Raw genomic sequence first — 26,949 nt, forward strand, 5'->3', positions numbered from 1 at the left:
TCTTGCTGCAAAGCGTCAAACGATGGCGAGGTCCACCGCCTGATGGAGTTTCTTCAGGTTGGGAAGGGATTTCGACTGCCACGGTATGCGCGTCGAGCCTTTCACCGCCAGGCCTATGCCCGGCCGCTTGCGCACCTCGATGGTGAATTTCGCCAGAAGATTGATGCCGGAACTGTTCAGGAATTCCAGTTCGGTCAGGTCCAATACGATCAGGACAGGACTGGACTTCAGGACATCGTCCATGAGCGCCAGGATCGGCGCATAGGCTTCCGTGCCGGACAGCCGCATCGTCCCCTCATAGTGGATGGTCGCTTCTTCCGTCCAGACCCGATATTCCTTCGTCTTGATTTCCATGATCGATATCCAGTTCCGGTAGGAGATGCGGCAGTTCAGGAAAGGGGTAGCGAGGCGCAGGTTTCAACCCGCACGGGTCCGCTGGACGCATCGCGGCGGAAATTCCAACCCAATCCCACGCCGTAGTCGCTCATCAGCGTCAATAGGCCGAGGCCTGAAGCGCTCGATGACGGGTCCGCCGCGTTGAGCTCGATCCGCTCGATCAGCAGTTCGCCGGGATCGCGCGCGGTTATCTCTTCGAGCAGGCGCTGGAAACGCGCCGCCGTGCTTTCGGCCACGAGGTTGCAGACGCGCACCTCGAAATTGTTGTTCTCAAGCGTTGCATTGATGACGATATCGCCCGCCGCGCGGAATTTCACCGCGTTCTCGAGAAGCTCGTTGAGCAGATATCCGATGCTGTGCAGGGCATCGTTGTAATTGGCATTCGACTTCCTCGCCAGATTGGCGAAGAAATCGGCGAGGAAGTCGGACGTCGTGCCGCAATGGTGCCAGCCAAGCTCCAGCGGGCCGTCCGACAGGCGCAGCCGATTGGCCTGCGCGGCGGCGCTGTTGGAAAGTTGCGTTGCTCCGAATTGCTGCATCATGCACTTGTTACCGGTGTTTCATGACGACGAGGGTGATGTCGTCGTGAATTTTCTGGGTGCCGATATGCGCCATCAGATCTTCGATGATGCGCTCGGCGATTTGCTCCGCGCCACCGTCGCGATGGCGGCCGGCGCTGTTGCAAAGCCGCTCGATGCCGAACAGCTCGCCGGTGGGGCTTTCGGCCCGACCGATCCGAGATATTCATCGTCATGGAGCTGCTCTCGGGTAAGCCGCTCAGTCGCCACCTGGCCAGCGCGGCGGGTCAAGGCCTGCCCGGGACGCGCATCGCGGCAATCCTCAAGGGCATTTGCTCGGCGCTGTCTTACGCGCATCAAAATGGCGTCGTGCATTCGGATTTGAAACCGGGCAACATCTTCATCATCGACGACGGCGCGGTGAAGCTGATCGACTTCGGCCTTGCCACGGCGGGCACGGCAGGCGGCTTCGACATTTCCACTTTGGGTGGGATGACCGCAGTCTATGCCAGTCCCGAAATGTTTACTGAAGCGCCCCGCGATCCACGCGACGACGTTTTCGCCCTGGGATGCATCGCCTATCAGCTTATGACCGGCACGCATCCATTCTCGATGAAAGCCTCGAACGAAGCGGCCGAACTCAAGCTTGAACCGGCGCCGGTTGCCGATCTCGACCCGGCCGCCTGGTCGGCGCTCCGTGGCGCGCTCAATTTCGACCGCGAGAGCCGCACGAAATCGGTCGACGAATTCTTCAACGGGATATTCGAATCCTGACGCTCAATGCTCGATCATGTCGAGAATTGCCTCCACGCCTTCGGCGAACGCGTGCTTGGGATGCAGCGTACGCACCAGCCCGGTGCTGCCGATGCGGATCAGATCGTGGGAGAGTGGCAGCACGGCGGCGACCGGCGTTCGGTAGCTGGTGAAGACGCGCTGCGCCAGGTCCTTGAAATCGAAGCTTTCCAGCGCCTTGTTGACGACCAGCAGCAGCTGCGGCACTTCCAGTTTGCGGGCCAGTTCCAGTGTCACCGCGGTGCCTTGATAGTCCTGAATGTCCGGCCGCAGGATCAGCATCAGCGTGTCCGAGATGGCGATCGACAGCAACGTCTCCTCGTTGACGCCCGGATGCGTGTCGATCATCAGATAATCGAGGTCGAGCTGGGCGCAAAGTTCCTGGAAACCGGTGTTCAGATCCTCGACGTCGTATTTTTCCTTGAGGATGCGGGCGATCTCGCCGGTCTTGATGCTGGAAGGCACCAGAAAAACCTTGCCGCCCTCGGGCACCACCACCGCACCGGTCTCGTCGACGACGCCGCCGGTCACGTCGAGCGCCGCCTCGGCGACGCCGCAGCGACCCCACAGATAGTCGTTGAGCGTGAAATGCACGGCGTGGGGGTCGACCTTGAACAGCGTATGGATGCCGGGCGACTGGATGTCGGTATCGACAATCCCGACCCGATGGCCACGCAGCGCCAGCCCGGCCGCCAGATTGGCCGTCAGGTTCGACTTGCCGGTACCGCCGCGATAGGAATGGGTCGAGATGATTTTCGTCATTGTGCCTTGCCGTGAAACGGGCCGCGGATCGCGCCCGAAAGACCGCGCTCGTCCGTTCAGCCGTTCGTCTTGAATCTTGTCCGCAACGACTTGGCCCGCTGCTGGAGTTCGCGGAAGTAATCGCTTTCGACGATCTCGGCGATTTCCAGATTGGCCTGCGTTTCGTTGTATTCGACATCGAGCTTCTTGAGCCGCTCGCGCAGATCGGTGTTTTCGCGTTTCAGCTGCTGTTGGGCGGCCTGCAACTGGCGTTGCGTTTCCTTGAGATCGGCGATGAGCTGGTTGGCGTGGAATTCGCGCGCTTCAACCTGCACGACCATGCCGGCGAAACTTTCGGCAAGAGCGCGAATCTCTTCCGACACGTCCATGTCGGAGACCACGGCAAACAAATCGTCGATGTCGTCGAACTGGCCTTTGGCTATGGCCTCGCAGGTCGAAGCCAGACTTTCGATCGCGTTCTTTCTTTCCGATTCCGCCACACCACCCCCAAAGCCAGCCGAAGCATCAAACTAGCTTTTTCGTGTGACCGTTTGATGCAATGAGCAGCCGTGTCAATCGGTGGCAGGCGCGATGTCTTTCGCGAAGTGGCGAGGCCTGTACCAGCACCGAACCTTGATTAGCGGTCGTCGAGCTCGATAGCCCCAGCAGATTTGCGATGGTGTCCCACAGCGTGATGTAGCTGGTGCGACCCGCGCTCTTCTCGGCTCCACGGACAATCGAGATCAATCGGATTTTGAAATCTTCGACAAAAGTGGCCATTCCCCAGCCCGGCAAAGAAAGACCGTCACGCAATCCTGCCTCGCAATCCATCCGCGAGCGCCGAAAGCGCATCGGCGAGTTGTCGCGTGGTCTCCGGCGGCGGCAGCGGCATCTTCAGGCTCCGCACGCCGGTTGCCGGATCGTGTTCGACCCACGGATGCGCGGAACCCCTGGGATCGTTGGCGGCCGCCAGGGCGGCAACGAACTGCGCACCCACCTGCGCCAAGGCAAGCCACGGATCGGGATCGCTCCGCGACGCTGCGTGCCCGTTCGAGCGCGCGATATCGCCGGCACCGATATCCGCATCCGCCTTCGTATCGTGCGCGGGTCCGGTATCGTCAGCAGCGGCGGTGCTGTTCCCGGCCTCCTCCGCCGGCGTCACCGCCTCGCTTTCGCCCATGCGCCCAGTGACGTTCTCCACCTCCTTCATGAAGCGGTTGAGACGCGAGCCGCCCAGCGAAATCTCGCCGCTGCCGCCGTCGAGAATTCCGGCCGCCAAGGAGCGCTTGAACGCCAGCACCGAAAGCATCCCCTCTTCGATGGTGCCCTTCGCGACGAAATTGATGACCCGCACGGGCTGTGCCTGACCAATGCGATGGATGCGCGCGATGCGCTGCTCCAGTATGGCCGGGTTCCACGGCAGGTCCATGTTCACGAGAGTCGAGGCATGCTGCAGATTGAGGCCCGTGCTGCCGGCGTCGGTGGACAGGAACACCCGGCAGGCCGGATCGTCGCGAAAGCGCTCGACGAGTGCAGGCCGCTTGTCCGACGGCACGCCGCCGTGGAAGCTGACATAGCCTAAGCCGCGCGCTTCCAGGCGCCGGATGACGATGTCGTGGGTCCGCGTCCATTGCGAGAACACCACCGCCTTGGCTTTCGGCTCGGCGAACAAGTCGTCGAACTCGGCCGCCAATTCATCTGCCTTGACGCCATGATCCGTCTCCTGGTCCAGGAGATAGGTGCTGTTGCACGACATGCGCATATTCTGCAGCGCACAGGTCAGCCGCCGCTGGTCCTTGTCCGACAAGAACCGGGTCCTGCGCCAGCGCTGGATGATTTTCGCCACCACGTCGGCATTTTCCTGATGATAGAGCATCTGCATCTCTGTCATCGGCACCAGAAGGTTCTGGTCGAGACGGTCCGGCAATTGCTTTAGCACCTCGGATTTGCGGCGGCGGATCATGATGGGCGCCAATGTCTGACCGATCTTCTCAAGCCCCGTATAGCCGGTGACGCGCCCGCCTTCGTCCTTGACCTGGTGCTCGTGCAGCAGCTTCCACGTCGGCCCCAGCCGGTGTTGATCGACGAACTGAACGATCGAGATCAGCTCTTCGAGCTTGTTTTCCAAAGGGGTGCCGGTCAGCACGATCGCGTAGGGACTGTCGATGCGCTTCAAGGCCCGCGCAGCGATGGTGTTCCAGTTCTTCACCCGTTGCGCCTCGTCCACGATCACGAGCTCGGGCGCCCAGGCCACAATCAGATCGAGGTCAGGCTTGAGCTTCTCGTAATTTGTGATCTTGCAGAAATCGTCCAAACGATAGTCGTTCTGGCGCTGCGCCCGGCCACCATTGATGACCCGCGCCGCGTTCCCGCTTTGCCTGCCGGAGAAACGCAGAATCTCGCTCTGCCACTGGTATTTGAGCGAGGTCGGGCAGACCACCAGCACCCTTGTGACGCCGAAATGCCGCGCCAGTATTTCCATGGCGGCGATGGCCTGGATGGTCTTGCCCAATCCCATATCGTCGCCGATCAATGCCCTGCCAGCCTGGACAGCGAACAGCGCGCCTTCGGCCTGATACGGATAGAGCGGCACTTTCAGAAGGGCCCCAAGCTCGGGGTCGGCAGCTCCGCGAGGAAACAGTTCCGCGAGCTCCGAGGCCCGGCGCTCCGCATCCCGCCTTCCCGCGATGAAATCGAGCGCATCGTCATAGGCGCGGAACTCGTGACCCGACTTCGACGCCATGGCCATGAAAGGTCCGAGTTCGTCGTAGCGGTCATCCGGCAGCATCCCGTCGTGAGCGACGTCGAACAATGCCGCGGCGGCCTCACGCAACGCTGGCGGGCAGTCTGTTCCGGCCCGGAAATGGATACGGCGCCTACCGTCGTTTCGGAGATACAGCTCGGAAAAAGCTGGCTGGTAGCCACGCGCAAATGCGGCTTTGGCGCCACGCTTCTTCCCCAGCCGCGCAAGCGTGAACTCGATGTGCTTGCAGGTGCCGAGCTCGCTCGTCGCATAATCGGGGCATGAGCAGAAATTGCCGCCGGGCCCCATGCCCCGGATCGCCACGCGATAGCTCGATTTCGATGCGGGACTGCTGACCCGAAACTCGGAGAAAAACGGTTCGCCAGTCAGATTCTCGAGCCCGAAAGCCTGCTCGCGGCCGAACTGGCGGCGTAAACCTCTCTGCCATTCCACGGGCGATAGATCGGCGGGCGCATGGCTGCGCGAGAGCTTGGGTTCCCCGTTCGGGCTGGTCGTGGAATTCAGGCTGCGGCGTTTGGATTTCATCGAATCATTCCCGTTCAATAAACTGTGTCGGACCATCGATTGAGTAGCCAAGGTTTTTTTGTAGCCTCTGGCTCACTTTTCGCTGATGCGCTTGTACATCGAAGGCGCGGCTAAAGCCGTCGGCCGCGAATGTGATGTTCCGCCACCATCGGATCATCAATCCGGCGCGATGCCAAAACTGCGTGACTCGCGGGCCGCGGGTTCAGATTTCGGTTCGAGAACGGTCGCGGCTACCGGGCCGATTTGCAACAACGGAGGTGCAGCATGGAAATGGCGTATCGAGAGCGGTGGCAGGCTGAAATTGCCGAGCTGCAAGGGATCTTGTCTGGATTTGACCTAAGAGAGGAGTGCAAGTGGGGAAAGCCCTGCTACACAATGAATGGGAAAAACATTGTCATCATTCAGGGCTTCAAAGAATATTGCGCGTTGGGCTTCTTTCAGGGTGCGCTGCTGAAGGATCCGAAGAAGCTGCTGGTGCAGCTCGGACAGGTTCAGGCAGCGCGGGTGATGAAGTTCACCAGCGCCAAGGAGATTGCGACGAAAGCGGCTACCATCACGGCCTACGTGCGCGAGGCCGTGGCGGCCGAGAAAGCCGGAATGAAGGTCGAGACGAAGCCCCCAGAGTTTCCTGTACCCGAGGAGTTGAAGGAGAAGTTCCGCAACGATCCGCGTTTCAAGCGCGCGTTCGAGGCGCTGACGCCGGGTCGGCAAAGGGGATACCTGTTTCACTTCGCCGGCGCGAAGCAGTCTGGGACGCGGACCGCGCGGATCGAGAAGGCGATGCCTGCGATCTTTGAAGGACGAGGGTTCCTGGAGCGGCGATAGATCGTGAAATTGTGGAGCGTACCGAGAGATAGTCTTCTTCCACTGCAGGAGTTGGACTGGGAACGCGGTAGACGCGAGCGCTTCGCGCGAATGCAGCTTCATGCAGGGCTTCGCATTCCTGGCGTCCAACGGATACCACGAAGCGTGAGTCTGGAGTGAAGCGCGCCGTCTGGCCTTTCGCGTCGCGCCGGTCGGCGCAGTGCGCATAGGAGGCGATGAACTCGCGGATGGCGAGGCGATCTGCGGCTTGTTAGGTAATACAAATTGAAAATTGCGCCCTCATGTTTCACAACAGGTCGGTAGAGGTCGCCCACGATCCTCAAGGCGAGAATTCGAAAAGACGTTCAACAATGACCAAGCACGCACAAAATGCCCGAATTCTCATGTACAGCCACGACACATTCGGGCTCGGCCACCTGCAGCGCTGCCGGACGATCGCGCATTCGCTGGTCGAGGATTTCCGCGGACTTCAGGTGCTTATCATTTCGGGTGCGACTATCGCTGGCGCGTTCGACTACCGCGCCCGTGTGGACTTCGTGAAGATCCCCAGCGTCATCAAGTTGCGCAACGGCGAATACACCTCGCTGGAAAAGGATATCGATCTGCATGAGACGCTGAGGATGCGCCAATCGATCATCCGCCACACAGCCGAGACCTTCCGGCCTGATATCTTCATCGTCGACAAGGAACCGCTCGGCCTGCGCGGTGAGATTGAGGACACGCTGTCCTACCTCAAGACGCGGGGCACCACGCTGGTGCTTGGCCTGCGCGAGGTGATGGATGCGCCGCATCTGCTCGAAGCAGAGTGGGCGCGCAGGGATGTGATGCGCAAGATAGGCCTGTTCTACGACAGGGTCTGGGCCTATGGTCCGCCGGATTTCTACGATCCGTTGACCGGCCTGGATGTACCGCCGGCTGTCAGGGCAAAGATGAGGTTCGTCGGTTTCCTGCAACGGAGCCTGCAGCGGAACGAGTTGCCCGGCCATCGGCCCGAGGGCGACTATATCCTCGTTACCACCGGCGGCGGCGGGGACGGCGCCGAACTGATCCACGACGTCATCGACGCCTATCAGCAGGACCCGCGGTTGCAGCATCGGGCGCTGATCGTGCTTGGCCCTTACATGCCGGCGCGCAAACGCAACAAGCTGCTCAAGAAGGGGGCCAAGATCCCCTACATCAAGATCATCGAGTTCGACAACCGAATGGAAGACCTGATTGCCGGCGCCAGGGCGGTGGTGGCGATGGGCGGTTACAACACCTATTGCGAGATACTGTCTTTCGACAAGCCGGCGCTGATCGTGCCGCGCGTCGAGCCCCGCGAGGAACAACTGATCCGCGCCCGCCGCGCAGCCGAGCTCGGCCTCATCGAGATGCTTTTGCCGAAAGAAGCCAAGGATTCCCGGCGCTTTGCCGATGCGCTGATGGTGCTGCCGGACCGGCCCCGCCCATCACAGAGCAATCCGCATCTGACGCTGGAAGGGCTGCCTCATATTTCCGAAATCGTCGAGGAACTGCTCGACCGGCGGGCCGGCCATCACCTTTCGGTCATCGAGGGAATGAACTGAGTTGCAACATCGCAAGATCGTGGTGGTTCTGAAGGGCTATCCGCGGCTGTCGGAAACCTTCATCGCGCAGGAATTGCTCGGTCTGGAGCGTGCGGGATTCGACCTGATACTGGTCGCGCTCAGGCGGCCGACCGACGCACAACGCCACCCCGTGCATGACGAGATCAAAGCGCCCGTCCATTATCTACCGGAATATCTGCATGAGGAGCCGCTGCGCGTGGCTCGCTCGCTGTTTGCCTATCTGTTGCGGCCGAGCTTCTGGCGCGCGCTCGGATCGCTGGCTGCCGACATCCCCCGCGACTTTACGCGCAATCGCGTGCGCCGCTTCGGGCAAGCGCTCGTGCTGGCGGCCGAATGGCCGGAGGATGCTGGATGGCTGCATGCGCATTTCGCGCATACGCCGGCATCGGTGACGCGTTATGCCAGCCAGCTTCGCAGCCTGCCCTGGAGCTGCTCAGCCCATGCCAAGGACATCTGGACTTCGGCGGACTGGGATCTGGCTGGCAAGCTTTCCTCGGCGCGCTGGACGGTCACTTGCACGAAAACCGGCTTCGACCGTCTGAAAGAACTCGCTAACGGCAACTCGTCCGTGCATCTGAGCTACCATGGGCTCGACCTTGATCGCTTCTCCAGTTTCGGCGAGGCGCGAAAGCAGCACGACGGCCTGGCGCCGGACGAACCGGTCATCATTCTAAGCGTCGGGCGCGCCGTTGAAAAAAAAGGCTACGACACCTTGCTGAAGGCCCTCGCCCTCTTGCCTGGCGATTTGGCATGGCGTTTCGAGCATATTGGCGGCGGCGAGGAACTGGAACGGCTCAAGGCGCTGGCGCAAAAGCTCGGACTGGATGGTCGCATCTCCTGGAAAGGCGCGCTTGCGCAGCAGGAGGTGCTTGAGCACTACCGCTGCGCCGACATCTTCGCCCTGGCCTGCAGGATCACCGCAAATGGCGACCGGGACGGTCTGCCGAACGTTCTGGTTGAGGCAGCCAGCCAGCGGCTGGCCTGCGTTTCGACCGATATTTCCGGCGTGCCGGAGCTTTTATCGCCGGATGAAACCGGGCTGCTGGTTCCGACGGAAAACCCAATTGCGCTGGCACAGGCGCTGGAGCGGCTGATCCGCGATCCCGTGCTGCGCGCCCGCCTCGGCGACGCCGCGGAGCGGCGCGTGCGCGGCAATTTCGATCATATGGCAAGCATCGGACAGCTCAAGGAACTGTTCGAGCGCGGGTGGCGGGCTGTCGATTGAAGCGGCTGCGCGCCTTCCTCTATGTCCAGCATCTGCTCGGTATCGGCCATCTGGCGCGCTCCAGCCGCATCGCGGCGGCTCTGGTGGACGACGAATTTGACGTAACCGTCGTGACCGGCGGAGCGTCGATCGCGGGGTTTCCGGGACCGGGGGTAAAATCCGTGACCCTGCCGCCTGTCACCTCCGGCGATGAAGGATTTTCCGGACTTGTCGACTTGCAAGGCAAAGCCATCGACGACGATTTCAAGAAACGGCGTTCAGAGATGCTGCTGCAGGCATACCGGGATTGCAGGCCTGATATCGTCATTGTCGAGGCGTTTCCATTTGGACGCCGGCAGATGCGTTTCGAACTCTTGCCGCTGATCGAGGTCATCGAGGCGACGTCACCAAGACCGCTGCTGGCGACGTCCGTGCGCGATATCCTTCAGGAGCGTGTCAAGCCGGGCCGAAACGAGGAAACGGCCGATCTCATCAACAGGCATTTCAACCTTGTTATGGTCCACGGCGATCCGGCTTTCGCAACCATCGACAAGACATTTCCACTGGCTCGGGCGATCAGGGCCGAGGTCGCCTACACGGGGCTCGTTGCGGCGCCGCCATCGCCGGCGGCCTGCGAGCGCTTCGACATTCTGGTGTCGGTTGGCGGGGGAGCCGCCGGCAAGGCGCTTGTCAGCTCCGCCGTCGCGGCGGCGCGCAACGCCAACAACCGTTGGAAATGGTGTTTGATCACCGGCCCGAACCTGCCGAAAGACGAGTTCGACGCGATCGCACGCGATGCCACGCCGGGCCTGTCCGTCTTCCGGTTTCGCGAGGATTTCGCCAGCCTGCTGACCGGCGCCCGCCTGTCCGTCTCGCAGGCAGGTTACAACACGGTCTGCGATGTCCTGCGCGCGGGTTGTCGCTCTCTGCTGGTTCCATTTGCGGCCGGCGGGGAAACCGAACAAACGGTTCGCGCCCTAGTACTCGAAAAACTCGGTCTTGCAACGGTGCTGATTGAAAAGGATCTGACGCCCGAAGGTCTGGCGCAAGCGATCGAACAGGCGCTTGCGGCACCGACGCCATCCGCGCATCGTCTCGATCTAGAAGGCGCGCGTCACTCGGCGCAAATTCTGCGCGAGCGGTATCGGACATGGTCCCTGAAAACGGGACTCTAACGGGCGTCGCGCGATGTCGTTGTCCCGGAACCCGAGGCACTTTCGGGCTAAAGCATGTCGCGTGAAAAAGGATTCACGCGACCTGCTTTAGGTTTTTGATTTTTATGCATGTCTTTATCCCGAAACCGCTGCACACTTTCGGGAGACATGCTTTAAATGCGTCAGACGGCTCCAATCAGCATGAAGCGCGTATATTTCTTTGTCGGCAGCTCGCCGGAGAACCGCACCTCGCTTAGCGCCGCCATTGTCTCGAAGGCTGCGAGCGAAGCCACGCAGTTGATGTGCGTCGGCTCGCTGAAATAATCGTTGGATTGCAGCAATACATTCGTACCCCGCGGAAGCAGGGCAAGCCAGGCGCGCAGATCGGCTATGTGTTCGCAGCTCGTATTGACGATCAGGTCCGACCGCCCGGCTGCATAGTCGAGCGCGTACATATCTGCCGTCAGCGCCCGGAACCGTTCGCCGGCTTCCCGGTTGAGTGTCCGGGCGATCGGCGCGACTTCGGGATCGATGTCGATGCTATCGACCGCCGCGATATCGAAGCGGGCATCGTTGAAAAGCATTGCCGGCAATACGCCGTACCATCCACCCAAAACCCATATGCGCCCGAACCGGCCGCCGCAGCTTTCGAACAGCCTGTCGAGCGCCCACATCTTGCAGGCGACCTGCTTGTGGTTGAAGGCGTTGGCGATATCGGCCTTCGGATGCTTGCTGATGACGCGCGCCAGCCCCGCCACGAGAGGGTGGTTGAGATAAGCAGCAATTCCCCGCGTGAGATCCAGGGCTTGCTCATGCTGGTCCATGCCGGCATTGCGTGGCTGCGTGATATCCATCATATTCGTCTTGTATGTTGGGGTTTCGGACGAGACAACGCAATCTTGCCGTCATTGCCCGGTGCCGGAGGGAGCCTGTTGCATCTGTTCGGACCATCGGCGTCCATCCGCCAGCACCAGCCGCACAGCTGCGGCCTCGTGCCGCTTGGCCATTCGCCAAAACCCTACGGAAGCCGCGAACCGTTTGGCCGGCTGCATTCTTGGCCGACGAACAATGCCGATGTCGTGATCATCGCCCGTGCGCCGGAACTGGGTCGCGCCGCCTCGCAGGTTGCTTCTCACCAGCAGCTGCTTTTACATCCATCCTTCAACTGAAGGTCCGCAGTCGCATATGGAACCCAGCCTAGCCCGCTATATCTGGACGCACACCAAGAAGCAGCAGATCTGGATATTGCTGATCGTCCTGCTTTCGATGATCCCATACTTCATGTCCTTCGATCTGCCGAAGCTGATCGTCAACGGCCCGATCCAAGGCAAAGGCTTCGAGCAACCGGGCGCGACCCGGCCATTCATGAAGCTGCACTATGACCTGCCGTTCATCGGAGACGTCCAGTTCTTCTCCGGTTTTCAGCTCGACCGCCAGGAGACGCTGCTTGCCCTGAGCCTTGTGTTCCTCTTTCTGGTCATCGTCAACGGCCTGTTCAAACTCTACATCAACACCTACAAGGGTCGCCTCGGCGAACGCATGCTGCGGCGTATCCGCTTTGAGCTGGTCGATCGTGTGTTGCGGTTTCCGCCGCGTTACTTCAAGCGGGTGAAATCCGCCGAAGTGGCGACCATGGTGAAGGACGAGGTGGAGCCGCTTGGCGGCTTCATCGGTGATGCCTTCCTGCAGCCGGTGCTGCTCGGCGGCCAGGCGCTGACTGCCATGCTGTTCATCATGGTCCAGAATTTCTGGCTCGGAATGATAGCGGTCGGGATCGTGGCGATCCAGATCGTGCTCATCCCGCGAATGCGGCGGCGGCTGATCGTGCTCGGGCGCCAGCGGCAGTTGACGGCGCGCGCGCTGTCGGGCCGGGTTGGCGAAATCGTCGACGGCATCGGCGCCGTTCACGTCCACGATACATCAAACTACGAGCGCGCCGACATAGCAGCCCGGCTCGGACTCATCTTCAAGATCCGCTTCGATCTTTACCAATGGAAATTCATGGTGAAGTTCCTCAACAATTTTCTCGCGCAGGTCACGCCCTTTCTGTTCTACATGATCGGTGGGTATCTGGTCATCCAGGGGCGGCTGGACGTCGGCCAGCTCGTGGCCGTGATTGGCGCCTACAAGGACCTGCCCGGACCGATGAAGGAGCTGATCGACTGGGATCAGGACCGACAGGATGTCCAGGTCAAATATCAGCAGGTCGTCGAACAGTTCACCGTCGAGGGGGTCATTGCACCGAGAATCGGGGCATTGACGATCGACGACCCCGGTCCGATGACGGACCCGCTGTCGGCGATCAGTCTGTCCATGGCAGACGATGGCGGTGCAATGCTCCTCGACCGTATCTCGCTCCAGATCAAGCCAGGTGAGACGGTGGCGCTGGTCAGTACCTCAACGGGTGGAGCGGAGGCGCTCGCAGAAGCCTTCGCGCGGCTGGACTGGCCGAACAGCGGAAGGGTCGTTTCGGGCGCTCACGACCTGCTGGAACTCCCCGAAGCAGTGACCGGCCGGCGCATGTCCTATGCCTCGTCGGATGTTTTCCTGTTCCAGGCAAGCCTCCGCGATAATCTGCTCTACGGGTTGAAGCATGCGCCGCTGACATCGGTGAGCTATGACGGTGCTGCGGCAGACCAGCGCCGCTGGCACATTACCGAGGCGAGCCGGTCGGGCAATCCGGATCTTGATATCCACAGCGACTGGATCAACTATGGTTCCGCAGGCGCCACCGGCCCACACGACCTCTTTGAAGCCGTCCGCCAGGTGCTCGACGCGGTTCTTCTGTCGCGCGACATCCTGGATCTTGGCTTGCGCTCGTCGGCCGACCTGACGCGTCACACGGAGCTTGCCAGGCGGATTGTCCAACTGCGTGCGGCGCTCCGAGCCCGATTGGAACACGAAGGGCTGAGCGCACTGGTGGTTCCTTTCGAACCGGGCGCCTACAACAAGGAAGCAACGATCGGCCAAAACCTGCTCTTCGGCGCTGCCGCCGGTCCCGAACTGGCCGACAGGGCCCTGGCGGCCAATACCTATTTTGCCTCCGTGCTGAGGCAAGCCGGCCTCGACCGCACGCTCTACGAAATGGGCATGCAGATCGCCGAACAGGCGATCGAGCTGTTTGCCGATCTGCCGCCCGATCACCAGTTCTTCCAGCAGCTCACCTTCATGAGCGCCGACGAGATACCCGCCTACGAGACCTTGCTGCAACGGCTCAAGAACCGTCCATACGAGGCGGTTTCGGAGAACGACCGCGCCATGATCGTCAGCTTGAGCTTTGCCTATATCGAGCCCCGGCACCGCTTCGGCCTGCTGAGCGACGAACTGATGAGCAAGATCGTCTCGGCACGCAACCTGTTCTATGAAAACCTGCCGCCAGAGCTGCAAAATGCCGTCGAACGTTACGATCCTGCCAAATACATTGCCGCGGCTACCGTCATGGACAATGTCCTGTTCGGGCGCGTGGGCACCAACCATCCCGACGCGCCGGACCGCATACGCTCCATCGTCTATGACATTCTTGACGAACTGGGGCTTTATGCCGAACTGCTGAATGTCGGCCTGGATTTCAACGTTGGCGCCGGCGGCAGGCGGCTGACCGGCGGACAGCGACAGAAGCTCGATGTTGCCCGGGCCTTGCTCAAGCGGCCAGATTTTCTCATCCTCAACCGGCCGCTGTCGGCGCTCGACCAGCGCGTGCAGGATAAGGTGCTGCAAAATGTGCTCGAGGAGGCCAGACGCGACGGCCGTTCGCCGGCGATTGTGTGGGTAATGACGAACCCGGCGATGGCGATGTTGTTCGATCGCATTGTCGTCTTCGACTCGGGTCGTTTGGTGGAAGACGGAACACACGAGACACTTTTGGCAGGGAACGGTGTTTTCAAGGAATTGCTGTCATAGAGGATTGGACATTCAGATGGGATCGTTCCGCCGGTGGGAACTTGCTGCAAGGTCAAGGAATTGAGGTTCCGGCCGATCAGCTCGCCACCTTTCGCGTGGTTCGTCTCGCCATCCGCAAACGGAATTGATTCCATCCGGGTGTCGGTTGTTCTAGTCTCAAAAAACGTGAACTTTGGGAAGGTTTGCGACAATGCTGCTCAAGGATGAGGTTGGAATGCTGCAACGCGTTCCCTTGTTCTCCGGCATAGAGCCGGCAAAGCTCAAGCTGATTGCGTTCACATCCGATCGCGTGAGCTACAGCGTTGGCCAGATCCTTTTCCGGCAGGGCGACGAGGGAGACGCTGCCTATGTCATCCTTTCAGGCAGGGCCGATATTCTGGTCGATTCCGACAGCGGACCGACAAAAGTTGCCGAACTGGCGCCAAATTCGATCGTTGGCGAGATCGCCATATTGTGCAACGGCTATCGCACCGCCACCGTAAGGGCCGCAAGTCCGCTGGAAGTTTTGAGGATCCGCAAGGATCATTTCCTGAGGCTTATGAGGGAGTTCCCGGAAATGACGATCGAGATATTGCGGGTTCTTGCCGATCGCCTAAGCCATACGACCGCGGATCTGATCGACGCACGAAGGGCCAAGTAGCGAGTGACGTGCGCTTAATCCTCGCCGTCGTGATGGCACCGGCTACCATGGGCGACTGGACTGCGAAGGGGTAGCATGGACGACGACGTTTTCCTGGTCAGGTTTTGGGGCGTGCGCGGCAGCATCGCGGTATCGGGGCCAGAATTCTCTCGCTATGGCGGCAACACCATCTGCATCGAGATGCGATGCGGTAAGCATACGCTTCTGTTCGACGCGGGCTCTGGCCTACCTCCTGCCGGGGGGGCGCTTCGGGCGTCGGGCGTGACCGATTTCGACCTGTTTTTCACCCATTGCCACTACGATCACATCATCGGGCTGCCTGCTTTCAAGCCGATCTATGACCGGCGCTTCAAGATTGCGCTTTGGTCCGGGCATCTTTCAGGACGCATGACGACCCGGCAGATGGTCGATGCGTTCATGCAGCCGCCGTGGTTTCCGGTGACACTCGATATCTGCAAGGCCAGCCTCGACTGCCGCGATTTCGTATCCGGAGATGTGCTTCGGCCGCGCGAAGGGGTGGTGGTCCGAACCGGCAGTCTTACCCATCCGGGCGGCTGCATAGGCTACCGCGTCGAATGGGGCGGGCGCGTCGTGGCGGTGATCACGGATACTGAGCACCAGCCCGACAAACTCGATCAGGCGGTGCTTGGCCTGATCGAAGATGCCGACCTCGTCATTTACGATGCCACCTACACCGAGGAGGAAATGGAGCACCGCCGCGGCAACGGGCACTCGACCTGGCAACAGGGCGTCAAACTCTGCGAGGCGGCCGGTGCGCGGCGGCTTGCGCTGTTTCACCATGATCCGTCACGCACCGACGAGGAACTGGACGAGATCGAGAAACTGGCCAAAGCCAGGTTTGCCGACGCTTTTGCAGCGCGGGATGGCCAGACGCTCAAATTTCCGGTCTCATTGCACAAAAAAAAGCGCTGAGCTGTTTTCCCCTATCTCCTTGTTTTGACGCAATTCCGGACCGCTCACACCTTTCCTGGAATTGCTCTACCGGCGCTGCGCCCGATCAATGTCCTGATCGGAAGCCATGAGCAGGCTTCAGTCTGTGCCGTGACTGCGAACAGCCGTTCCAGGAAAAGCCAGGCCGATTCATCATGCACGAGATGGTGGGTGAGCAGGCCGACCGGTTCGCCGCCGTCGAATGCACGCTGCAATTGCGCGATGACAGCCTGAACCAACAGGCCATGATCGCGGCAACCGCGCGTGCCATGCCAATCCATGATGTCGACATTGCTGTTGATGACCGCCAGCGAAGCCGGCTTCGGCGGCCCGTACACCGACAATGCCGCAAATCCTATCGATCCAAGGTCGGATACCAAGCCGGCGTCGATCCTGTTCCAGGGTGGCACCAGCATCGGAACGGCACGTGCGCCGTGCAGGCCGGTTACGTGCGAAAGCCCGCGAGCGAGATCATCGAGCACCGCCTCGCGTGGCCGATGAGTGCCGAGCTCCTGCTTTTTCTGATCCTCGGGCGCATGATTTCGGTGCGCCCAGCCATGGATGGCGACCGTTGCATGTGGCGCCTCGTCAAGCCGTGCGACAAGCTTCTCATCAGTCAGGGCAGGAATGACGGCCAGAGTGACCGGAACCGCAAATTCACCGGTGAGCTCGAGCAGCCGATCAAGCGCAGGCGTCGGGTCCACGGCGTCATCGTCGCGCAGCCAGAACTCTGCCTTGTGGCCCGCCCGTTGCCGGGACGCCAGCAGTTCCACCAACGGCTGCCAGATCCGATCGGATGTCATGAAATCGGGATATCCGCAAGAAGTTCGGCCAGACGCGCCGCCGCAACGCCGAGGGAGCGTTCTTCGAGGACGAAACGTCTGGCTTCTGCCGCCATGACGGTTCTTTCATCGTTGCGGGTCAGAAGCCTTTCAATGGCGGAAGCGAACGCCGCGACATCGCCCGGCGGGGTGAGAAACCCGGTCCGGCCATGCCGCACGACCTCCGGCACGCCGGCGATGTCCTGAGCCACCACCGGGAGGCCAGCGGCCTGCGCTTCGAGATAGGCTACGCCATAGGCCTCGCCAAAACCGGGCCACACGTAAATTCCCCCACCGTAGAGGACGTCCGGCACGGCGGCTGGCTCTATCGCGCCAAGCCATTCGATACGGTCGGCGGGCAGGCCGGCGAATTGCGCTTTGACCTCTTCACGGGCGGGCCCGTCACCCGCGACCGACATGGTCCAAGGCAGGTAACCGATCGAACCGAGCGCTCGCGCCAGCATGCGATAGCTTTCGACTTTGTCGCCGGGGCGCATCATGGCGACGGCAACGAGATGCGTCGAACAAACCGGTGCCGGCGTTTCCCGGAATACCGATGTGTCGATGAAGGGCGAAAGCATGCCGAAGGCGGCATCGGGTATCGCATCCGTCAGTCCCTGACGATCCCTTTGCGTGAAGCAGATGTTCAGTGCCGCCTGTTCGACGGCTCGCGCCACCAACGCTTGCGTATCGGCCCACAAGCCGGTGTTGCGCCGCCTCGAATAGGAGGCTTCCGCTGTCACGTATGGGACAGCAAAGGCCGACGCCAGCTCGGGCCCGATCAGGTCGGGCGCCTTGTAATAGGGATGATAGCAGAACCAGAGATCGGGCTTGCCGTCATGATCCCAAAGCCTTGTCAGCCGCGCGGCTTCTTCTCGGGCCTCGACCTTGAGCGCATCGAAACTTTTCGTCTCCGGCTCGCGTAGATAGAAGCGTAATTCGGACGCCAGTTCGACGCTATGCCCGCCGTGCTCCAGCGCCTTGATCAGCGTCCGCGCCATCTGGCGGTCGCCGGAGGCAACCGGATGATTGGGTGACTTCAGCGGCGCATAGAAGGCAATTCGCATCGCCGGACCCTATCATCGGAAAGCCGGCGCAAGTCAATTTCGAAGCAAGCCGTGGAATGTGCTATCTAATGCCCATGCAAACAGCAGCCGCGCCCGACCCGTTTGTCGCTTCTCTGCCGGTCTTCGCAAAGTTCGAGAGCGTTGCCGATATCGACAACTATCGGCCTCTCCCAGATGGCTGGGCGCTGGCCACCGCCGACATCGTCGGCTCGACCAAGGCGATCGAGGCTGGCCGCTATAAAACCGTCAATATGGCCGGTGCCAGCGTCATTTCGGCGCTGCTCAACGCGCTGGGTCGGCAAGATCTTCCCTTTGTCTTCGGCGGCGACGGCGCGCTCGTGGCGTTTCCCGGCTCGGCGCTCGAGATCACCCGCAACGCGCTGGCGGCTGTCCAGAGATGGGTGGCGGACGAACTGGACCTGACCTTGCGTGCCGCAATCGTGCCGATAAAGGACATAAGAGCGCAAGGCCTCGACGTTCGCGTGGCGAGGTTCCAGGCATCCGAGGCGGTCTTCTATGCCATGTTCGCCGGCGGTGGCGGCAGCTGGGCGGAAGCCGAGATGAAGGCGGGGCGCTACCGCATCGATCCAGCGCCGGCCGGCGCGCGGCCGGATCTGACCGGCCTCTCCTGCCGCTGGAATCCGATCGAATCCAGGCATGGCGAAATCGTCTCGATCATCGCCATACCCGGGGCATCGCGCGACTTGCGCGGTTTTCAGTTTCTGGCTTCCGACATCATCGCCCTCGCCGGCATGCAGGAACGCGACGGCCACCCGGTGCCGGTGAACGGGCCGGGCTACAGCCTCGTGCCCGCCGGCCTCGATATCGAAGCACGGGCCGTAGCGCCGGCAGGACGGCGGTGGCAGTCGAAGCTGTGGATAATATTCCTGATGACGCTTACGGCTGTCACCGACAGATATGGCTGGACGATCGGCAGTTTCGATCCAAAGGTCTACAGACGCGACGTGGCCAGCAATTCGGATTTCCGCAAGTTCGACGACGGCTTGAAGATGACCATCGACGTTGACGCGGATGTGTTGCAACAGATCGAGAACCGGCTGAAGCAGGCGGAAGATGCGGGCATCTGCAACTACGGCCTGCATCGCCAGAAATCGGCCTTGATGACCTGCCTCGTCGCTTCGCCGCTGCAGCGCGATCACCTGCATTTCATCGATGGCGCGGCCGGCGGCTATGCGATGGCTGCCGCAGGCCTGAAGGCGAAGGTGCCGGTCTGATGACGGCTTGTGGAAATCGATCTTCCGCAAAATGCCTCGGCCATGGTTCTTGGGACCAGTAAGCCTCGCCATGGAACCGGACGGCCTGTCCGAATTGCATTCCGCCGGCAGCCTCGCCACATGATGCCACAGGACATGCAGGCAGTGGAGCATGCTACTTGGCTATGGGGGCAGGCGTCCGGGCATTCTTCGCCGCTTTTGCCGCCGAAGCCGGCCCCGTTGACTTCGCGGCCTTATCTTTGGGTTGCTGGCGGACTGTGTTATGGCGGATCAAAGCAAATGGCGGTTTCGAGATAGCATGAGCACGGCGCAAGCGGAAATTTCCACCATTCTCATGGATAAGGTTGCCGATTGGCTGACCCAGTCGGCGCTGGTGGGCAACGACCTGGAAACGTTGATAAAAGGCTTTTGCGAACGGCTGGCTGCTGCCGGCCTGCCGCTGAAGCGGGTGCATCTGAGCTTTTCGATGCTTCATCCGCTTTACGACGCGCTTGGCTTCACCTGGTTTCGCGGCCAGGGCATGGAAGTGGAAGGTTTCCGCAAAAAGGACGGCGTGCCGTCTGACAGATTCCTGACCAGCCCATACTATTATCTGCTCAGCAATAAGCTCGAGCATCTGAGGCGCCGGCTCGACCCGTCGGTGCCGTCGGAGTTTCCTGTTTTCGATGACCTCAAGCTTATGGGCGTCACCGATTACATGGCCTTCGTCCATCACTTCAGCGGCAACACCGGTCAGGGCATGATAGGGTCTTGGTCCACCGACAGTGCTGCAGGCTTCAGCGACAGCATGATTTCGGCGCTGCTGCGCATCCAGAGCCATCTCGCTATCGCGACCAAGATGGCGGTGCTCACCAAGCTCGCCGACAACATGATGACCACTTATCTGGGCGGCGACGCCGGCCGGCGCGTGCTGGACGGTCAGATCAAGCGCGGCGAGGGCGATACTATCCGGGCCGCACTGGTCATGGGCGATATGCGTGGGTCGTCGAGACTTGCCGAAACCTCGGGCCGCGAAATTTATATCGACACGCTGAACCAGTTTTTCGACGCCGTTGCCGCACCTTTCAATCGCAAAGGCGGCCAGATCATGAGTTTCATCGGTGATGGCTTTATCGCCGTCTACCCTTGCGAAAGGCACCGTTCGCAGTCCGAGATCGCCTGCCAGGCTGCTCTTGCGGCAGCGCACCAGGCCACGGCGCGCATGATGGACCTCAATCTGCGCAGAAAGGAACTAGGATTGCCCGACATAAAATTTGGCATCGGCCTGCATGTCGGCAATGTGATGTTCGGCAATGTCGGGCTTACCGACCGGCTCACGTTCTCTGTTTTCGGCTCGGCTGTAAACGAGGTCCAGCGCCTCCAGACCTTGACCAAGAAATATCCGCATAGTGTTCTCGCCAGCAAAGATTTCGCCAGCTATTGCGGCGCCGGCAACTGGCTGACGCTCGGCAACGAGGAATTGGATGGCATCAAGCAGAAGCTGATGGTGCTTTCACCCGATCTGTCGGGTGCTCTTGCAGTCGATGAAGACGGTGCGCTGGAGCCGGTTTACGAGCGAAGATCGGACGCCGAGCAGGTCATGCTGCTTCACCGCGATGCCGCGCGGATGTCGGCGGGCGACCCGATGAAACTCCAGTAACCGCCACGATCCGATTCGAACGCCTTTATGCAGTCCAGTCGCCGACTGACGATCGTTTCGAATCCAAGTTGCTCTAAGCTGGCAATGCGCTAGTCTCGCTTACTGGGGCTGCCGCGCGGCAGGCCGCCAGAGTGGGGTCTGGTGTGAGAATGAATTCGCAATTTGATCTGCTGCGGATCGAGGATGTTGGCATCTCTTTTGCCATTATCGGGGGACCGTTGCATGCCGTCAGGCGCGCAAATCTTCGCGTCCTGCCCGGCAAGGTTACGGCGCTTGTGGGCGAGTCAGGCTCCGGAAAATCGGTTCTCAGCCAGGCAGTGATGGGCATTTTGCCGAACATAGCCCATGTTCGCGGCCGTATCCTGTTTTCCGATCCTGAAAAACCCGGCACGACGCAGGATATGCTGCAGATGCCGCGTGATGGCCCCGAAATCCGGGCGTTGCGAGGCAGCCGCATCGGCAAGATCTTTCAGGAGCCGATGACATCGCTGTCGCCGCTGCACACGATCGGCAACCAGGTCAGCGAATCCCTGCAGATTCATACGCTCATGGGTCGGGCGGAGCGCAAGGCGCGAACCGAGGAAATGCTCAGCCTTGTCGGCTTTCCCAATCCCAAGCGCGCCTATGACATGTATCCCTTTGAACTTTCGGGAGGACTGCGTCAACGCGCCATGATCGCCATGGCTCTTATCTGCCGGCCCGCCCTGTTGATCGCCGATGAGCCGACGACGGCGTTGGACGTCACCATCCAGGCGCAAATCCTGCAATTGCTGCGCAGGCTTCAGCTCCAGCTGAACATGGCGATGCTGCTGATCACGCACGACCTCGGCGTGGTCGCCAATGTCGCCGACGAGGTGGTGGTCATGTATCATGGCGAGATCATGGAAGCGGGACCTGTCGAGGCGATATTCCGCCGGCCGGGTCACCCTTACCTGAAGGGCCTGATGGCTGCCGTTCCGCATTTCGACCTGAAGCCTGGCGAAAGGCTAAAGGCGCTCCGCGAGGTGCCGGTGAATGTCGGGAACCTGCTCGGCAAGCAGACGGCGCCCGCATCGAAGGGACCTGACGACATCCTGCTGTCGGTCAGGGATCTGAAGAAGACCTTCACCATCCGCAAATCCGGATGGTTCGGCGGGGATCATCAAACCTCTGTTCGCGCCGTGGACGGCGTGAGCTTCGATATCAGGCGGGGTGAGTGCCTGGGCCTGGTCGGCGAAAGCGGCTGTGGCAAAACCACCGTCAGCAAGATCCTCATGCGGGCTGTCACCCCTAACGGCGGGTCCGTGATCTTCAACGGCCGCGATGGACCGATCGACGTTTTGGCGGGCGAGGGAGACGCCCTGCGCATGCTGCGCGCGAAAATCCAGATGGTCTTCCAGGATCCTGTTTCGTCGCTTTCACCTCGCATGACGGTGGAGAACATCCTGAGCGAGCCGCTGGAAATCCATCAACGTGGCAATGCCGCGTCCCGACTCGCCACGGTCAAGAGCCTGATGCAGGCAATCGGGCTCGATCCGCGCTTCATCAAGCGTTATCCGCACAGTTTCTCCGGCGGGCAGCGTCAGCGTATCGGCATCGCACGCGCGCTGGCGCTGGGGCCTGAACTGCTGATCTGCGACGAGCCGGTTTCGGCGCTCGATGTCTCTGTCCAGGCGCAGATCCTCAACCTTCTGAAGGACCTGCAGAAGGAACTGGGCCTGACCTACCTGTTCATATCGCACAACCTGGCGGTGGTGGACTACATGGCGGACCGCATCGCGGTGATGTGCGGCGGGCGTATCGTCGAGCTTGCGCCGCGCGAAATTCTGCTCAGGAAACCGATCCACCCCTACACGCGCTCGCTGGTCGCCGCAGTGCCTTTCCCCGATCTCGACAGGCCGATGGATTTCAAGACGCTGAAGCTCGGCGGCGCTTCCGACACCAGCGCATGGGGACCGCAATTCCGCGACGAGGGTGACGAGGATGTGCTGTCGCCGCTCGATCTTGGCGGCGGCCACCTCGTGCTGGCGCGACGTTCGGCCGATGTCAGCGAGCTGCGCCATTGATCAGCCGGCGCACCATCCTTGGACTTATGGCTTCGGCATTTCTGCCGAGCACGGTGCATGCCGGCGATCTGGAGCCGGAATTTCTTCAGCCCCAGCTGAAGGCCAGGGCGCTGCCGGCACTCGCCGACCGCTTGCCCAAGAGCCCGCGCGTGTTGAATCTCGCTGCAATGGGCCGGCAGCCCGGCCAGTATGGCGGCACGCTGCGCACGATCATTGGCAGCCAGAAAGATATCCGGATGATGACAATCTACGGGTATGCTCGCCTGGTCGGCTACGACGAAAAGCTTAACTTGCACCCCGACATTCTCGAAAGTTTCGACGTAGCGGATGATCGCGTCTTCACTTTCAAGCTACGGGAAGGACATAAATGGTCCGACGGCAGCCTGCTGACGCCGGAGGATTTTCGCTATTGCTGGGAAGATGTCTGGCTGAACGATGAGCTTTCGCAAGGCGATCTCGCCCCTGCCCTGCTGGCGGATGGCAAGCCGCCACGCTTCGAGATCGTCGATCCGTCGACGGTCCGCTATAGTTGGGATGCGCCCAATCCCGACTTCCTGCCCAAGCTCGCCGCGGCTTCGCCGCTATCGCTTGTTCTGCCGTCCGCCTATCTCAAGCAATTCCACAAGAAATACCAGGATCCGTTCCGGCTCGCCGGCCTGATGAAGGAGAACCGGGCCCGGAAATGGACGCTGCTGCATATCCGCATGTCGCGGCAGTATCGCCCGGAAAACCCGGATCTGCCGACGCTCGATCCCTGGCAGAACCGGACCAAGCCGCCGGCTGAGCAGTTCGTCTTCGAGCGGAACCCGTTCTTTCATCGAATAGACGAGAATGGCCGGCAACTGCCCTATGTTGACCGTATTGTCATGAATGTCAGCTCATCTGCGATCATTTCCGCCAAGACCGGTGCGGGCGAGAGCGATCTGCAAGGGATGGGAATTGACTTCACCGATTACGCCTTCCTGAAAGACGCGGAGAAGCGCTACCCGGTGAAGATGCATCTGTGGAAACGCACACAGGGTTCGCGGCTGGCGCTGCTGCCCAATCTGAATTGCTCCGACCAGGTGTGGCGTGGCCTTCTTCGCGACGTGCGCGTGCGCCGCGCACTTTCGCTGGCTGTGGACAGGCGCGAGATCAATTTGGCCGTGTTCTACGGATTGGCGCAGGAAAGTGCCGATACGGTCTTGCCGGAGAGCCCGCTCTACCGGCCGGAATTCGCGAAGGCCTGGGTTGCCCACGATCCCGACCAGGCCAATGCCCTGCTCGACGAGGTCGGGCTTAAGGCACGTGACAATGATGGCCTGCGGATCCTTCCCGATGGACGCCCGGCGCAGATCATAGTGGAAACGGCCGGCGAAAGCACGCTGGAAACCGACGCGCTCGAACTCATCACCGATCACTGGCGCCAGATCGGCATTGCCCTGTTCATCCGGACTTCCCAGCGCGACATCTTCCGCAGCCGCGCGCTTGGCGGCCAGATCATGATGTCGATGTGGTCGGGCATCGACAATGGCGTGGCGACCGCCGACATGAACCCGTACCAACTGGCTCCCACCGTCGACGACCAGCTGCAATGGCCGCTCTGGGGTGCCCACTACTTGTCGCATGGCACGGTCGGCGAGGCGCCCGACCTTCCGCCTGTGGTCGAGTTGATGGCTTTGCTCAAGCGCTGGAACGCATCGACCGCAGCCGCGGAGCGCGCCGAAATCTGGAATTCAATGCTGTCGATCTACACCGATCAGGTGTTTTCGATCGGCACGGTGAACGGAACGCATCAGCCGGTCCTGGCATCCTCGCGGCTGCGCAATCTGCCTGACAAGGCCCTCTACGGCTACGACCCGACTGCCTATTTCGGTGTCTACATGCCGGACACATTCTGGCTGGGAGAGTCCTGAGCGTGCTTCGATATATTGTCTGGCGCATTGCCGTTATGGTTCCAACGCTGCTGGTCATATCGGCGCTGGTGTTCACGATCATCGAGCTTCCCCCAGGCGACTATTTCGACAGCTATGTTGCCGAGCTTCGGGCCCAGGGCGAAGCGGTGGATTCCGATCGCATCCAGATGATGCGCAAGGAATATGGTTTCGACAAGCCGCCGGTCATCCGTTACTTCTACTGGGTCGGCGGGATGCTGCACGGCGATTTCGGCTATTCCTTCGAATACGAGCTGCCGGTTCGCGATGTCATCGGGGACCGAATGTGGCTGACCGTGCTGGTTTCGTTCGTCACGATCATCGTCACCTGGCTCATCGCCTTTCCGATCGGCATGTACTCCGCCACGCATCAATACAGCTGGGGCGACTACGGCCTGACTCTCTTCGGCCTTCTAGGCCTTGCCATTCCGAACTTCATGCTGGCGCTGATCCTGATGTATTTCGCCAACATCTGGTTCGGCACGTCCATCGGCCATCTCATGGACCAGCAATATCTCGGCGAACCGATGAGCTGGGCCAAGGCGAAGTCGATCCTCGCCCACCTCTGGATCCCGGTCCTGATCATCGGCACCGGGGGCACGGCAAGCATGATCCGGCGGCTGCGCGCCAATCTGCTCGACGAGCTTCACAAGCAATATGTCGTTACCGCGCGCGCCAAAGGTCTTCATCCCTTCAAGACGCTGGTCAAATATCCGCTGCGCATGGCGCTCAATTTCTTCATTTCCGACATCGGCTCTATCCTGCCGGCCATCATCTCCGGCGCCGAAATCACGGCGATCGTGCTGTCTTTGGAAACGACCGGCCCGATGCTGATCAGGGCGCTGCAAAGCCAGGACATGTATCTGGCAGGGTCGTTCCTGATGTTCCTCGCCTTCCTGACGGTCATCGGCGTCCTGATTTCCGACCTGGCGCTGGCGCTGCTTGATCCGCGAATTCGTCTGCAGGGCGGCAGCACCAAATGAACACGCAATCGCCGCTGCCTGCTCCGGGTGCTCCGCTGCAACACTACGTTTCCATCGCGCCCTTTGACCTGCAGTCGGTCGAGGCGATGACGGCGGAGCAGTCGAAGGTCTTTCAGGCGTCGCAGTTGCGGCTGATGTGGTGGAAATTCCGAAAGCACCGGCTTGCCGTTATATCCGGCATATTCCTGGCAGCGCTCTATTTCGGGATACTGATCTGCGAGTTCCTGGCGCCCTACAACCTGCACACGCGCAATATGGACTTCATCTATTCGCCGCCGCAGCGGGTGCACCTGTTCCACAACGGCCAGTTCGTCGGGCCGTTCGTCTATGGCCGCCAGATGACGCTGGATATGGATACACTCAAGCGGAACTACATCGAGAAACAGGACGATGTTCAGCCGATCCGCTTCTTCTGCAAGGGCGACAGTTACCGGTTCTGGGGCCTGTTCGAAGGTGACAGGCATTTTGTCTGCCCAGCCGAAAACGGCCAGCTCTTTCTGGCGGGCACCGACAGGCTGGGGCGCGACGTGCTCTCGCGCATCATCTATGGCGCACGCATTTCCCTGACGATCGGCCTCGTCGGCATCAGTTTCAGCTTCCTGCTCGGCATAGTCATCGGGGGGCTGGCCGGCTATCACGGCGGTATCTTCGACCTGATCGTCCAACGGATCATCGAAGTTCTGCAATCGATCCCCAGCATTCCGCTATGGCTGGCTCTGGCGGCGATCATGCCGATAACCTGGAGTCCGATCCTGATCTATTTCGGCATCACCGTCATCCTCGGGCTGCTCCACTGGACCGGACTGGCGCGGGCCGTGCGCTCGAAGCTCCTAGCCTTGCGCGAGGAGGATTACGTTCTGGCCGCGCAATTGATGGGCGCCACCAGCAGCCGCATTATCCGGCGGCACCTCATTCCCGGCTTCATGTCGCATCTGATCGCGACGGCGACGATCTCCATACCCGGCATGATCCTGGGCGAGACGGCGCTGAGCTTCCTCGGGCTCGGCCTGAGGGCGCCGATAACCAGTTGGGGCATCCTGCTTACCGAGGCGCGCAGCGTCAGCGTGATCGCGTTCTATCCATGGCTGCTTTTGCCGATGCTCCCAGTCATTCTCGTCATCCTGGCGTTCAACTTCCTCGGCGACGGCTTGCGGGACGCCGCGGACCCCTACAAGTGAGATCGTTGTTCCGCCGCGCGGCCTGCCGACGACTCCACCCGAAATGACGCTTGTCGGCGGCCGGTTGCGTTA

General features: G+C 60.9%; 24 protein-coding genes and 2 pseudogenes. 15 read left to right on the top strand and 11 right to left on the bottom strand.

What is annotated here, in order from left to right:
- Positions 1-15: 15 nt before the first annotated feature.
- From FJ974_RS25735 to FJ974_RS25745, 3 genes and pseudogenes are all read right to left on the bottom strand, one after another.
- Entirely contained in the window at positions 16-354 is a 339-nt protein-coding gene (locus FJ974_RS25735) for a slr1659 superfamily regulator (protein WP_140535435.1), read from the bottom strand.
- Between the two features lie 35 nt (positions 355-389).
- On the bottom strand, positions 390-938 hold the full coding sequence (locus FJ974_RS25740) for a slr1658 superfamily regulator (RefSeq protein ID WP_140535433.1): 549 nt from the start codon (positions 936-938) through the stop codon (positions 390-392).
- 7 nt (positions 939-945) lie between these two features.
- Positions 946-1,131 (bottom strand): annotated as a pseudogene (locus FJ974_RS25745) (SpoIIE family protein phosphatase); the annotation flags it as partial.
- A gap of 17 nt (positions 1,132-1,148) precedes the next feature.
- Here FJ974_RS25745 and FJ974_RS25750 point away from each other — a divergent pair.
- Complete coding sequence (locus tag FJ974_RS25750; RefSeq protein ID WP_140535430.1) at positions 1,149-1,688, top strand: serine/threonine-protein kinase; 540 nt, start codon at positions 1,149-1,151, stop codon at positions 1,686-1,688.
- Between the two features lie 3 nt (positions 1,689-1,691).
- On the opposite strand, the gene FJ974_RS25755 is transcribed toward FJ974_RS25750, so the two are convergent.
- Genes FJ974_RS25755 through FJ974_RS25770 form a run of 4 tightly spaced genes read right to left on the bottom strand, consistent with a single transcriptional unit; the run spans position 1,692 to position 5,787 of the window.
- On the bottom strand, positions 1,692-2,468 hold the full coding sequence (locus FJ974_RS25755) for a MinD/ParA family protein (protein ID WP_140535428.1): 777 nt from the start codon (positions 2,466-2,468) through the stop codon (positions 1,692-1,694).
- A 56-nt stretch (positions 2,469-2,524) separates the two neighbouring features.
- The gene (locus FJ974_RS25760; protein ID WP_140535425.1) at positions 2,525-2,947 is read right to left on the bottom strand and encodes a hypothetical protein; all 423 of its coding nucleotides are present in this window, start codon (positions 2,945-2,947) and stop codon (positions 2,525-2,527) included.
- A 25-nt stretch (positions 2,948-2,972) separates the two neighbouring features.
- Positions 2,973-3,260 carry a hypothetical protein gene (locus FJ974_RS25765; RefSeq protein ID WP_140535422.1) on the bottom strand — a complete coding sequence of 96 codons (288 nt, stop codon included), beginning with the start codon at positions 3,258-3,260 and terminating at the stop codon, positions 2,973-2,975.
- The gene (locus FJ974_RS25770; RefSeq protein WP_226891403.1) at positions 3,253-5,787 is read right to left on the bottom strand and encodes a DEAD/DEAH box helicase; all 2,535 of its coding nucleotides are present in this window, start codon (positions 5,785-5,787) and stop codon (positions 3,253-3,255) included. Before FJ974_RS25770 ends, FJ974_RS25765 begins: the two co-directional genes overlap by 8 nt.
- A gap of 213 nt (positions 5,788-6,000) precedes the next feature.
- Here FJ974_RS25770 and FJ974_RS25775 point away from each other — a divergent pair, with 213 nt between their 5' ends.
- Positions 6,001-6,561, top strand: coding sequence for a YdeI/OmpD-associated family protein (locus tag FJ974_RS25775; RefSeq protein ID WP_140535420.1), 561 nt, complete (start codon positions 6,001-6,003; stop codon positions 6,559-6,561).
- A 130-nt stretch (positions 6,562-6,691) separates the two neighbouring features.
- Here the strand turns inward: FJ974_RS25775 and FJ974_RS30455 are convergent.
- Positions 6,692-6,790, bottom strand: a pseudogene (locus FJ974_RS30455) (hypothetical protein); the annotation flags it as partial.
- Positions 6,791-6,911: 121 nt separating this feature from the next.
- Between FJ974_RS30455 and FJ974_RS25785 the strand changes: the two are divergent.
- The 3 genes from FJ974_RS25785 to FJ974_RS25795 are packed head-to-tail and all read left to right on the top strand — an operon-like array spanning position 6,912 to position 10,526.
- The gene (locus FJ974_RS25785) at positions 6,912-8,126 is read left to right on the top strand and encodes a glycosyltransferase family protein (protein ID WP_140535417.1); all 1,215 of its coding nucleotides are present in this window, start codon (positions 6,912-6,914) and stop codon (positions 8,124-8,126) included.
- Between the two features lies 1 nt (position 8,127).
- Positions 8,128-9,372 carry a glycosyltransferase gene (locus tag FJ974_RS25790; protein ID WP_140535414.1) on the top strand — a complete coding sequence of 415 codons (1,245 nt, stop codon included), beginning with the start codon at positions 8,128-8,130 and terminating at the stop codon, positions 9,370-9,372.
- Positions 9,369-10,526 (top strand): glycosyltransferase family protein, encoded by a 1,158-nt coding sequence (locus FJ974_RS25795; RefSeq protein ID WP_140535411.1) that lies wholly within the window; start codon positions 9,369-9,371, stop codon positions 10,524-10,526. Before FJ974_RS25790 ends, FJ974_RS25795 begins: the two co-directional genes overlap by 4 nt.
- 161 nt (positions 10,527-10,687) lie before the next feature.
- Here FJ974_RS25795 and FJ974_RS25800 read toward each other — a convergent pair whose 3' ends face one another.
- Positions 10,688-11,362: a class I SAM-dependent methyltransferase gene (locus FJ974_RS25800; protein ID WP_413468326.1), complete on the bottom strand. Its 675-nt coding sequence runs from the start codon at positions 11,360-11,362 to the stop codon at positions 10,688-10,690.
- A gap of 75 nt (positions 11,363-11,437) precedes the next feature.
- On the opposite strand from FJ974_RS25800, the gene FJ974_RS25805 reads away from it, so the two are divergent.
- The 4 genes from FJ974_RS25805 (at position 11,438) to FJ974_RS25820 (ending at position 15,978) form a co-directional block, all read left to right on the top strand.
- The gene (locus FJ974_RS25805; protein ID WP_226891405.1) at positions 11,438-11,674 is read left to right on the top strand and encodes a hypothetical protein; all 237 of its coding nucleotides are present in this window, start codon (positions 11,438-11,440) and stop codon (positions 11,672-11,674) included.
- Between the two features lie 16 nt (positions 11,675-11,690).
- Entirely contained in the window at positions 11,691-14,405 is a 2,715-nt protein-coding gene (locus tag FJ974_RS25810; RefSeq protein WP_140535409.1) for an ABC transporter ATP-binding protein, read from the top strand.
- A gap of 190 nt (positions 14,406-14,595) precedes the next feature.
- Positions 14,596-15,045 carry a cyclic nucleotide-binding domain-containing protein gene (locus FJ974_RS25815; protein ID WP_140535406.1) on the top strand — a complete coding sequence of 150 codons (450 nt, stop codon included), beginning with the start codon at positions 14,596-14,598 and terminating at the stop codon, positions 15,043-15,045.
- 75 nt (positions 15,046-15,120) lie between these two features.
- Positions 15,121-15,978: an MBL fold metallo-hydrolase gene (locus tag FJ974_RS25820; RefSeq protein ID WP_140535403.1), complete on the top strand. Its 858-nt coding sequence runs from the start codon at positions 15,121-15,123 to the stop codon at positions 15,976-15,978.
- Between the two features lie 44 nt (positions 15,979-16,022).
- On the opposite strand, the gene FJ974_RS25825 is transcribed toward FJ974_RS25820, so the two are convergent.
- Positions 16,023-16,799 (bottom strand): polysaccharide deacetylase family protein, encoded by a 777-nt coding sequence (locus FJ974_RS25825; protein ID WP_140535401.1) that lies wholly within the window; start codon positions 16,797-16,799, stop codon positions 16,023-16,025.
- Positions 16,796-17,884 (bottom strand): glycosyltransferase family 4 protein, encoded by a 1,089-nt coding sequence (locus FJ974_RS25830; RefSeq protein WP_140535398.1) that lies wholly within the window; start codon positions 17,882-17,884, stop codon positions 16,796-16,798. The genes FJ974_RS25825 and FJ974_RS25830 overlap by 4 nt, the downstream gene beginning before the upstream one ends.
- 74 nt (positions 17,885-17,958) lie before the next feature.
- Between FJ974_RS25830 and FJ974_RS25835 the strand changes: the two genes are divergently transcribed.
- From FJ974_RS25835 to FJ974_RS25860, 6 genes are all read left to right on the top strand, one after another.
- Positions 17,959-19,119 carry a DUF3095 domain-containing protein gene (locus tag FJ974_RS25835; RefSeq protein WP_140535534.1) on the top strand — a complete coding sequence of 387 codons (1,161 nt, stop codon included), beginning with the start codon at positions 17,959-17,961 and terminating at the stop codon, positions 19,117-19,119.
- A gap of 298 nt (positions 19,120-19,417) precedes the next feature.
- A complete protein-coding gene (locus tag FJ974_RS25840) occupies positions 19,418-20,758 on the top strand; it encodes an adenylate/guanylate cyclase domain-containing protein (RefSeq protein WP_140535395.1) in 1,341 nt (446 codons plus the stop codon).
- 149 nt (positions 20,759-20,907) lie between these two features.
- Positions 20,908-22,803 carry an ABC transporter ATP-binding protein gene (locus tag FJ974_RS25845; protein ID WP_140535392.1) on the top strand — a complete coding sequence of 632 codons (1,896 nt, stop codon included), beginning with the start codon at positions 20,908-20,910 and terminating at the stop codon, positions 22,801-22,803.
- Positions 22,804-22,829: 26 nt separating this feature from the next.
- On the top strand, positions 22,830-24,698 hold the full coding sequence (locus tag FJ974_RS25850; RefSeq protein WP_413468327.1) for an ABC transporter substrate-binding protein: 1,869 nt from the start codon (positions 22,830-22,832) through the stop codon (positions 24,696-24,698).
- A gap of 2 nt (positions 24,699-24,700) precedes the next feature.
- Positions 24,701-25,699: an ABC transporter permease gene (locus tag FJ974_RS25855; protein WP_140535387.1), complete on the top strand. Its 999-nt coding sequence runs from the start codon at positions 24,701-24,703 to the stop codon at positions 25,697-25,699.
- A complete protein-coding gene (locus FJ974_RS25860) occupies positions 25,696-26,877 on the top strand; it encodes an ABC transporter permease (protein WP_140535384.1) in 1,182 nt (393 codons plus the stop codon). The genes FJ974_RS25855 and FJ974_RS25860 overlap by 4 nt, the downstream gene beginning before the upstream one ends.
- Positions 26,878-26,949 lie beyond the last annotated feature (72 nt).

The organism is Mesorhizobium sp. B1-1-8, from assembly GCF_006442795.2.
Classification (GTDB): domain Bacteria; phylum Pseudomonadota; class Alphaproteobacteria; order Rhizobiales; family Rhizobiaceae; genus Mesorhizobium.

Excerpts from the sequence above, each read along its gene's own strand:
- FJ974_RS25735 (WP_140535435.1), bottom strand. The coding sequence starts at position 354 with ATGGAAATCAAGACGAAGGAATATCGGGTCTGGACGGAAGAAGCGACC.
- FJ974_RS25740 (WP_140535433.1), bottom strand. The coding sequence starts at position 938 with ATGATGCAGCAATTCGGAGCAACGCAACTTTCCAACAGCGCCGCCGCG.
- FJ974_RS25750 (WP_140535430.1), top strand. The coding sequence starts at position 1,149 with ATGGAGCTGCTCTCGGGTAAGCCGCTCAGTCGCCACCTGGCCAGCGCG.
- FJ974_RS25755 (WP_140535428.1), bottom strand. The coding sequence starts at position 2,468 with ATGACGAAAATCATCTCGACCCATTCCTATCGCGGCGGTACCGGCAAG.
- FJ974_RS25775 (WP_140535420.1), top strand. The coding sequence starts at position 6,001 with ATGGAAATGGCGTATCGAGAGCGGTGGCAGGCTGAAATTGCCGAGCTG.
- FJ974_RS25785 (WP_140535417.1), top strand. The coding sequence starts at position 6,912 with ATGACCAAGCACGCACAAAATGCCCGAATTCTCATGTACAGCCACGAC.
- FJ974_RS25800 (WP_413468326.1), bottom strand. The coding sequence starts at position 11,362 with ATGATGGATATCACGCAGCCACGCAATGCCGGCATGGACCAGCATGAG.
- FJ974_RS25810 (WP_140535409.1), top strand. The coding sequence starts at position 11,691 with ATGGAACCCAGCCTAGCCCGCTATATCTGGACGCACACCAAGAAGCAG.
- FJ974_RS25815 (WP_140535406.1), top strand. The coding sequence starts at position 14,596 with ATGCTGCTCAAGGATGAGGTTGGAATGCTGCAACGCGTTCCCTTGTTC.
- FJ974_RS25820 (WP_140535403.1), top strand. The coding sequence starts at position 15,121 with ATGGACGACGACGTTTTCCTGGTCAGGTTTTGGGGCGTGCGCGGCAGC.
- FJ974_RS25825 (WP_140535401.1), bottom strand. The coding sequence starts at position 16,799 with ATGACATCCGATCGGATCTGGCAGCCGTTGGTGGAACTGCTGGCGTCC.
- FJ974_RS25830 (WP_140535398.1), bottom strand. The coding sequence starts at position 17,884 with ATGCGAATTGCCTTCTATGCGCCGCTGAAGTCACCCAATCATCCGGTT.
- FJ974_RS25835 (WP_140535534.1), top strand. The coding sequence starts at position 17,959 with ATGCAAACAGCAGCCGCGCCCGACCCGTTTGTCGCTTCTCTGCCGGTC.
- FJ974_RS25840 (WP_140535395.1), top strand. The coding sequence starts at position 19,418 with ATGAGCACGGCGCAAGCGGAAATTTCCACCATTCTCATGGATAAGGTT.
- FJ974_RS25845 (WP_140535392.1), top strand. The coding sequence starts at position 20,908 with ATGAATTCGCAATTTGATCTGCTGCGGATCGAGGATGTTGGCATCTCT.
- FJ974_RS25850 (WP_413468327.1), top strand. The coding sequence starts at position 22,830 with ATGGCTTCGGCATTTCTGCCGAGCACGGTGCATGCCGGCGATCTGGAG.
- FJ974_RS25860 (WP_140535384.1), top strand. The coding sequence starts at position 25,696 with ATGAACACGCAATCGCCGCTGCCTGCTCCGGGTGCTCCGCTGCAACAC.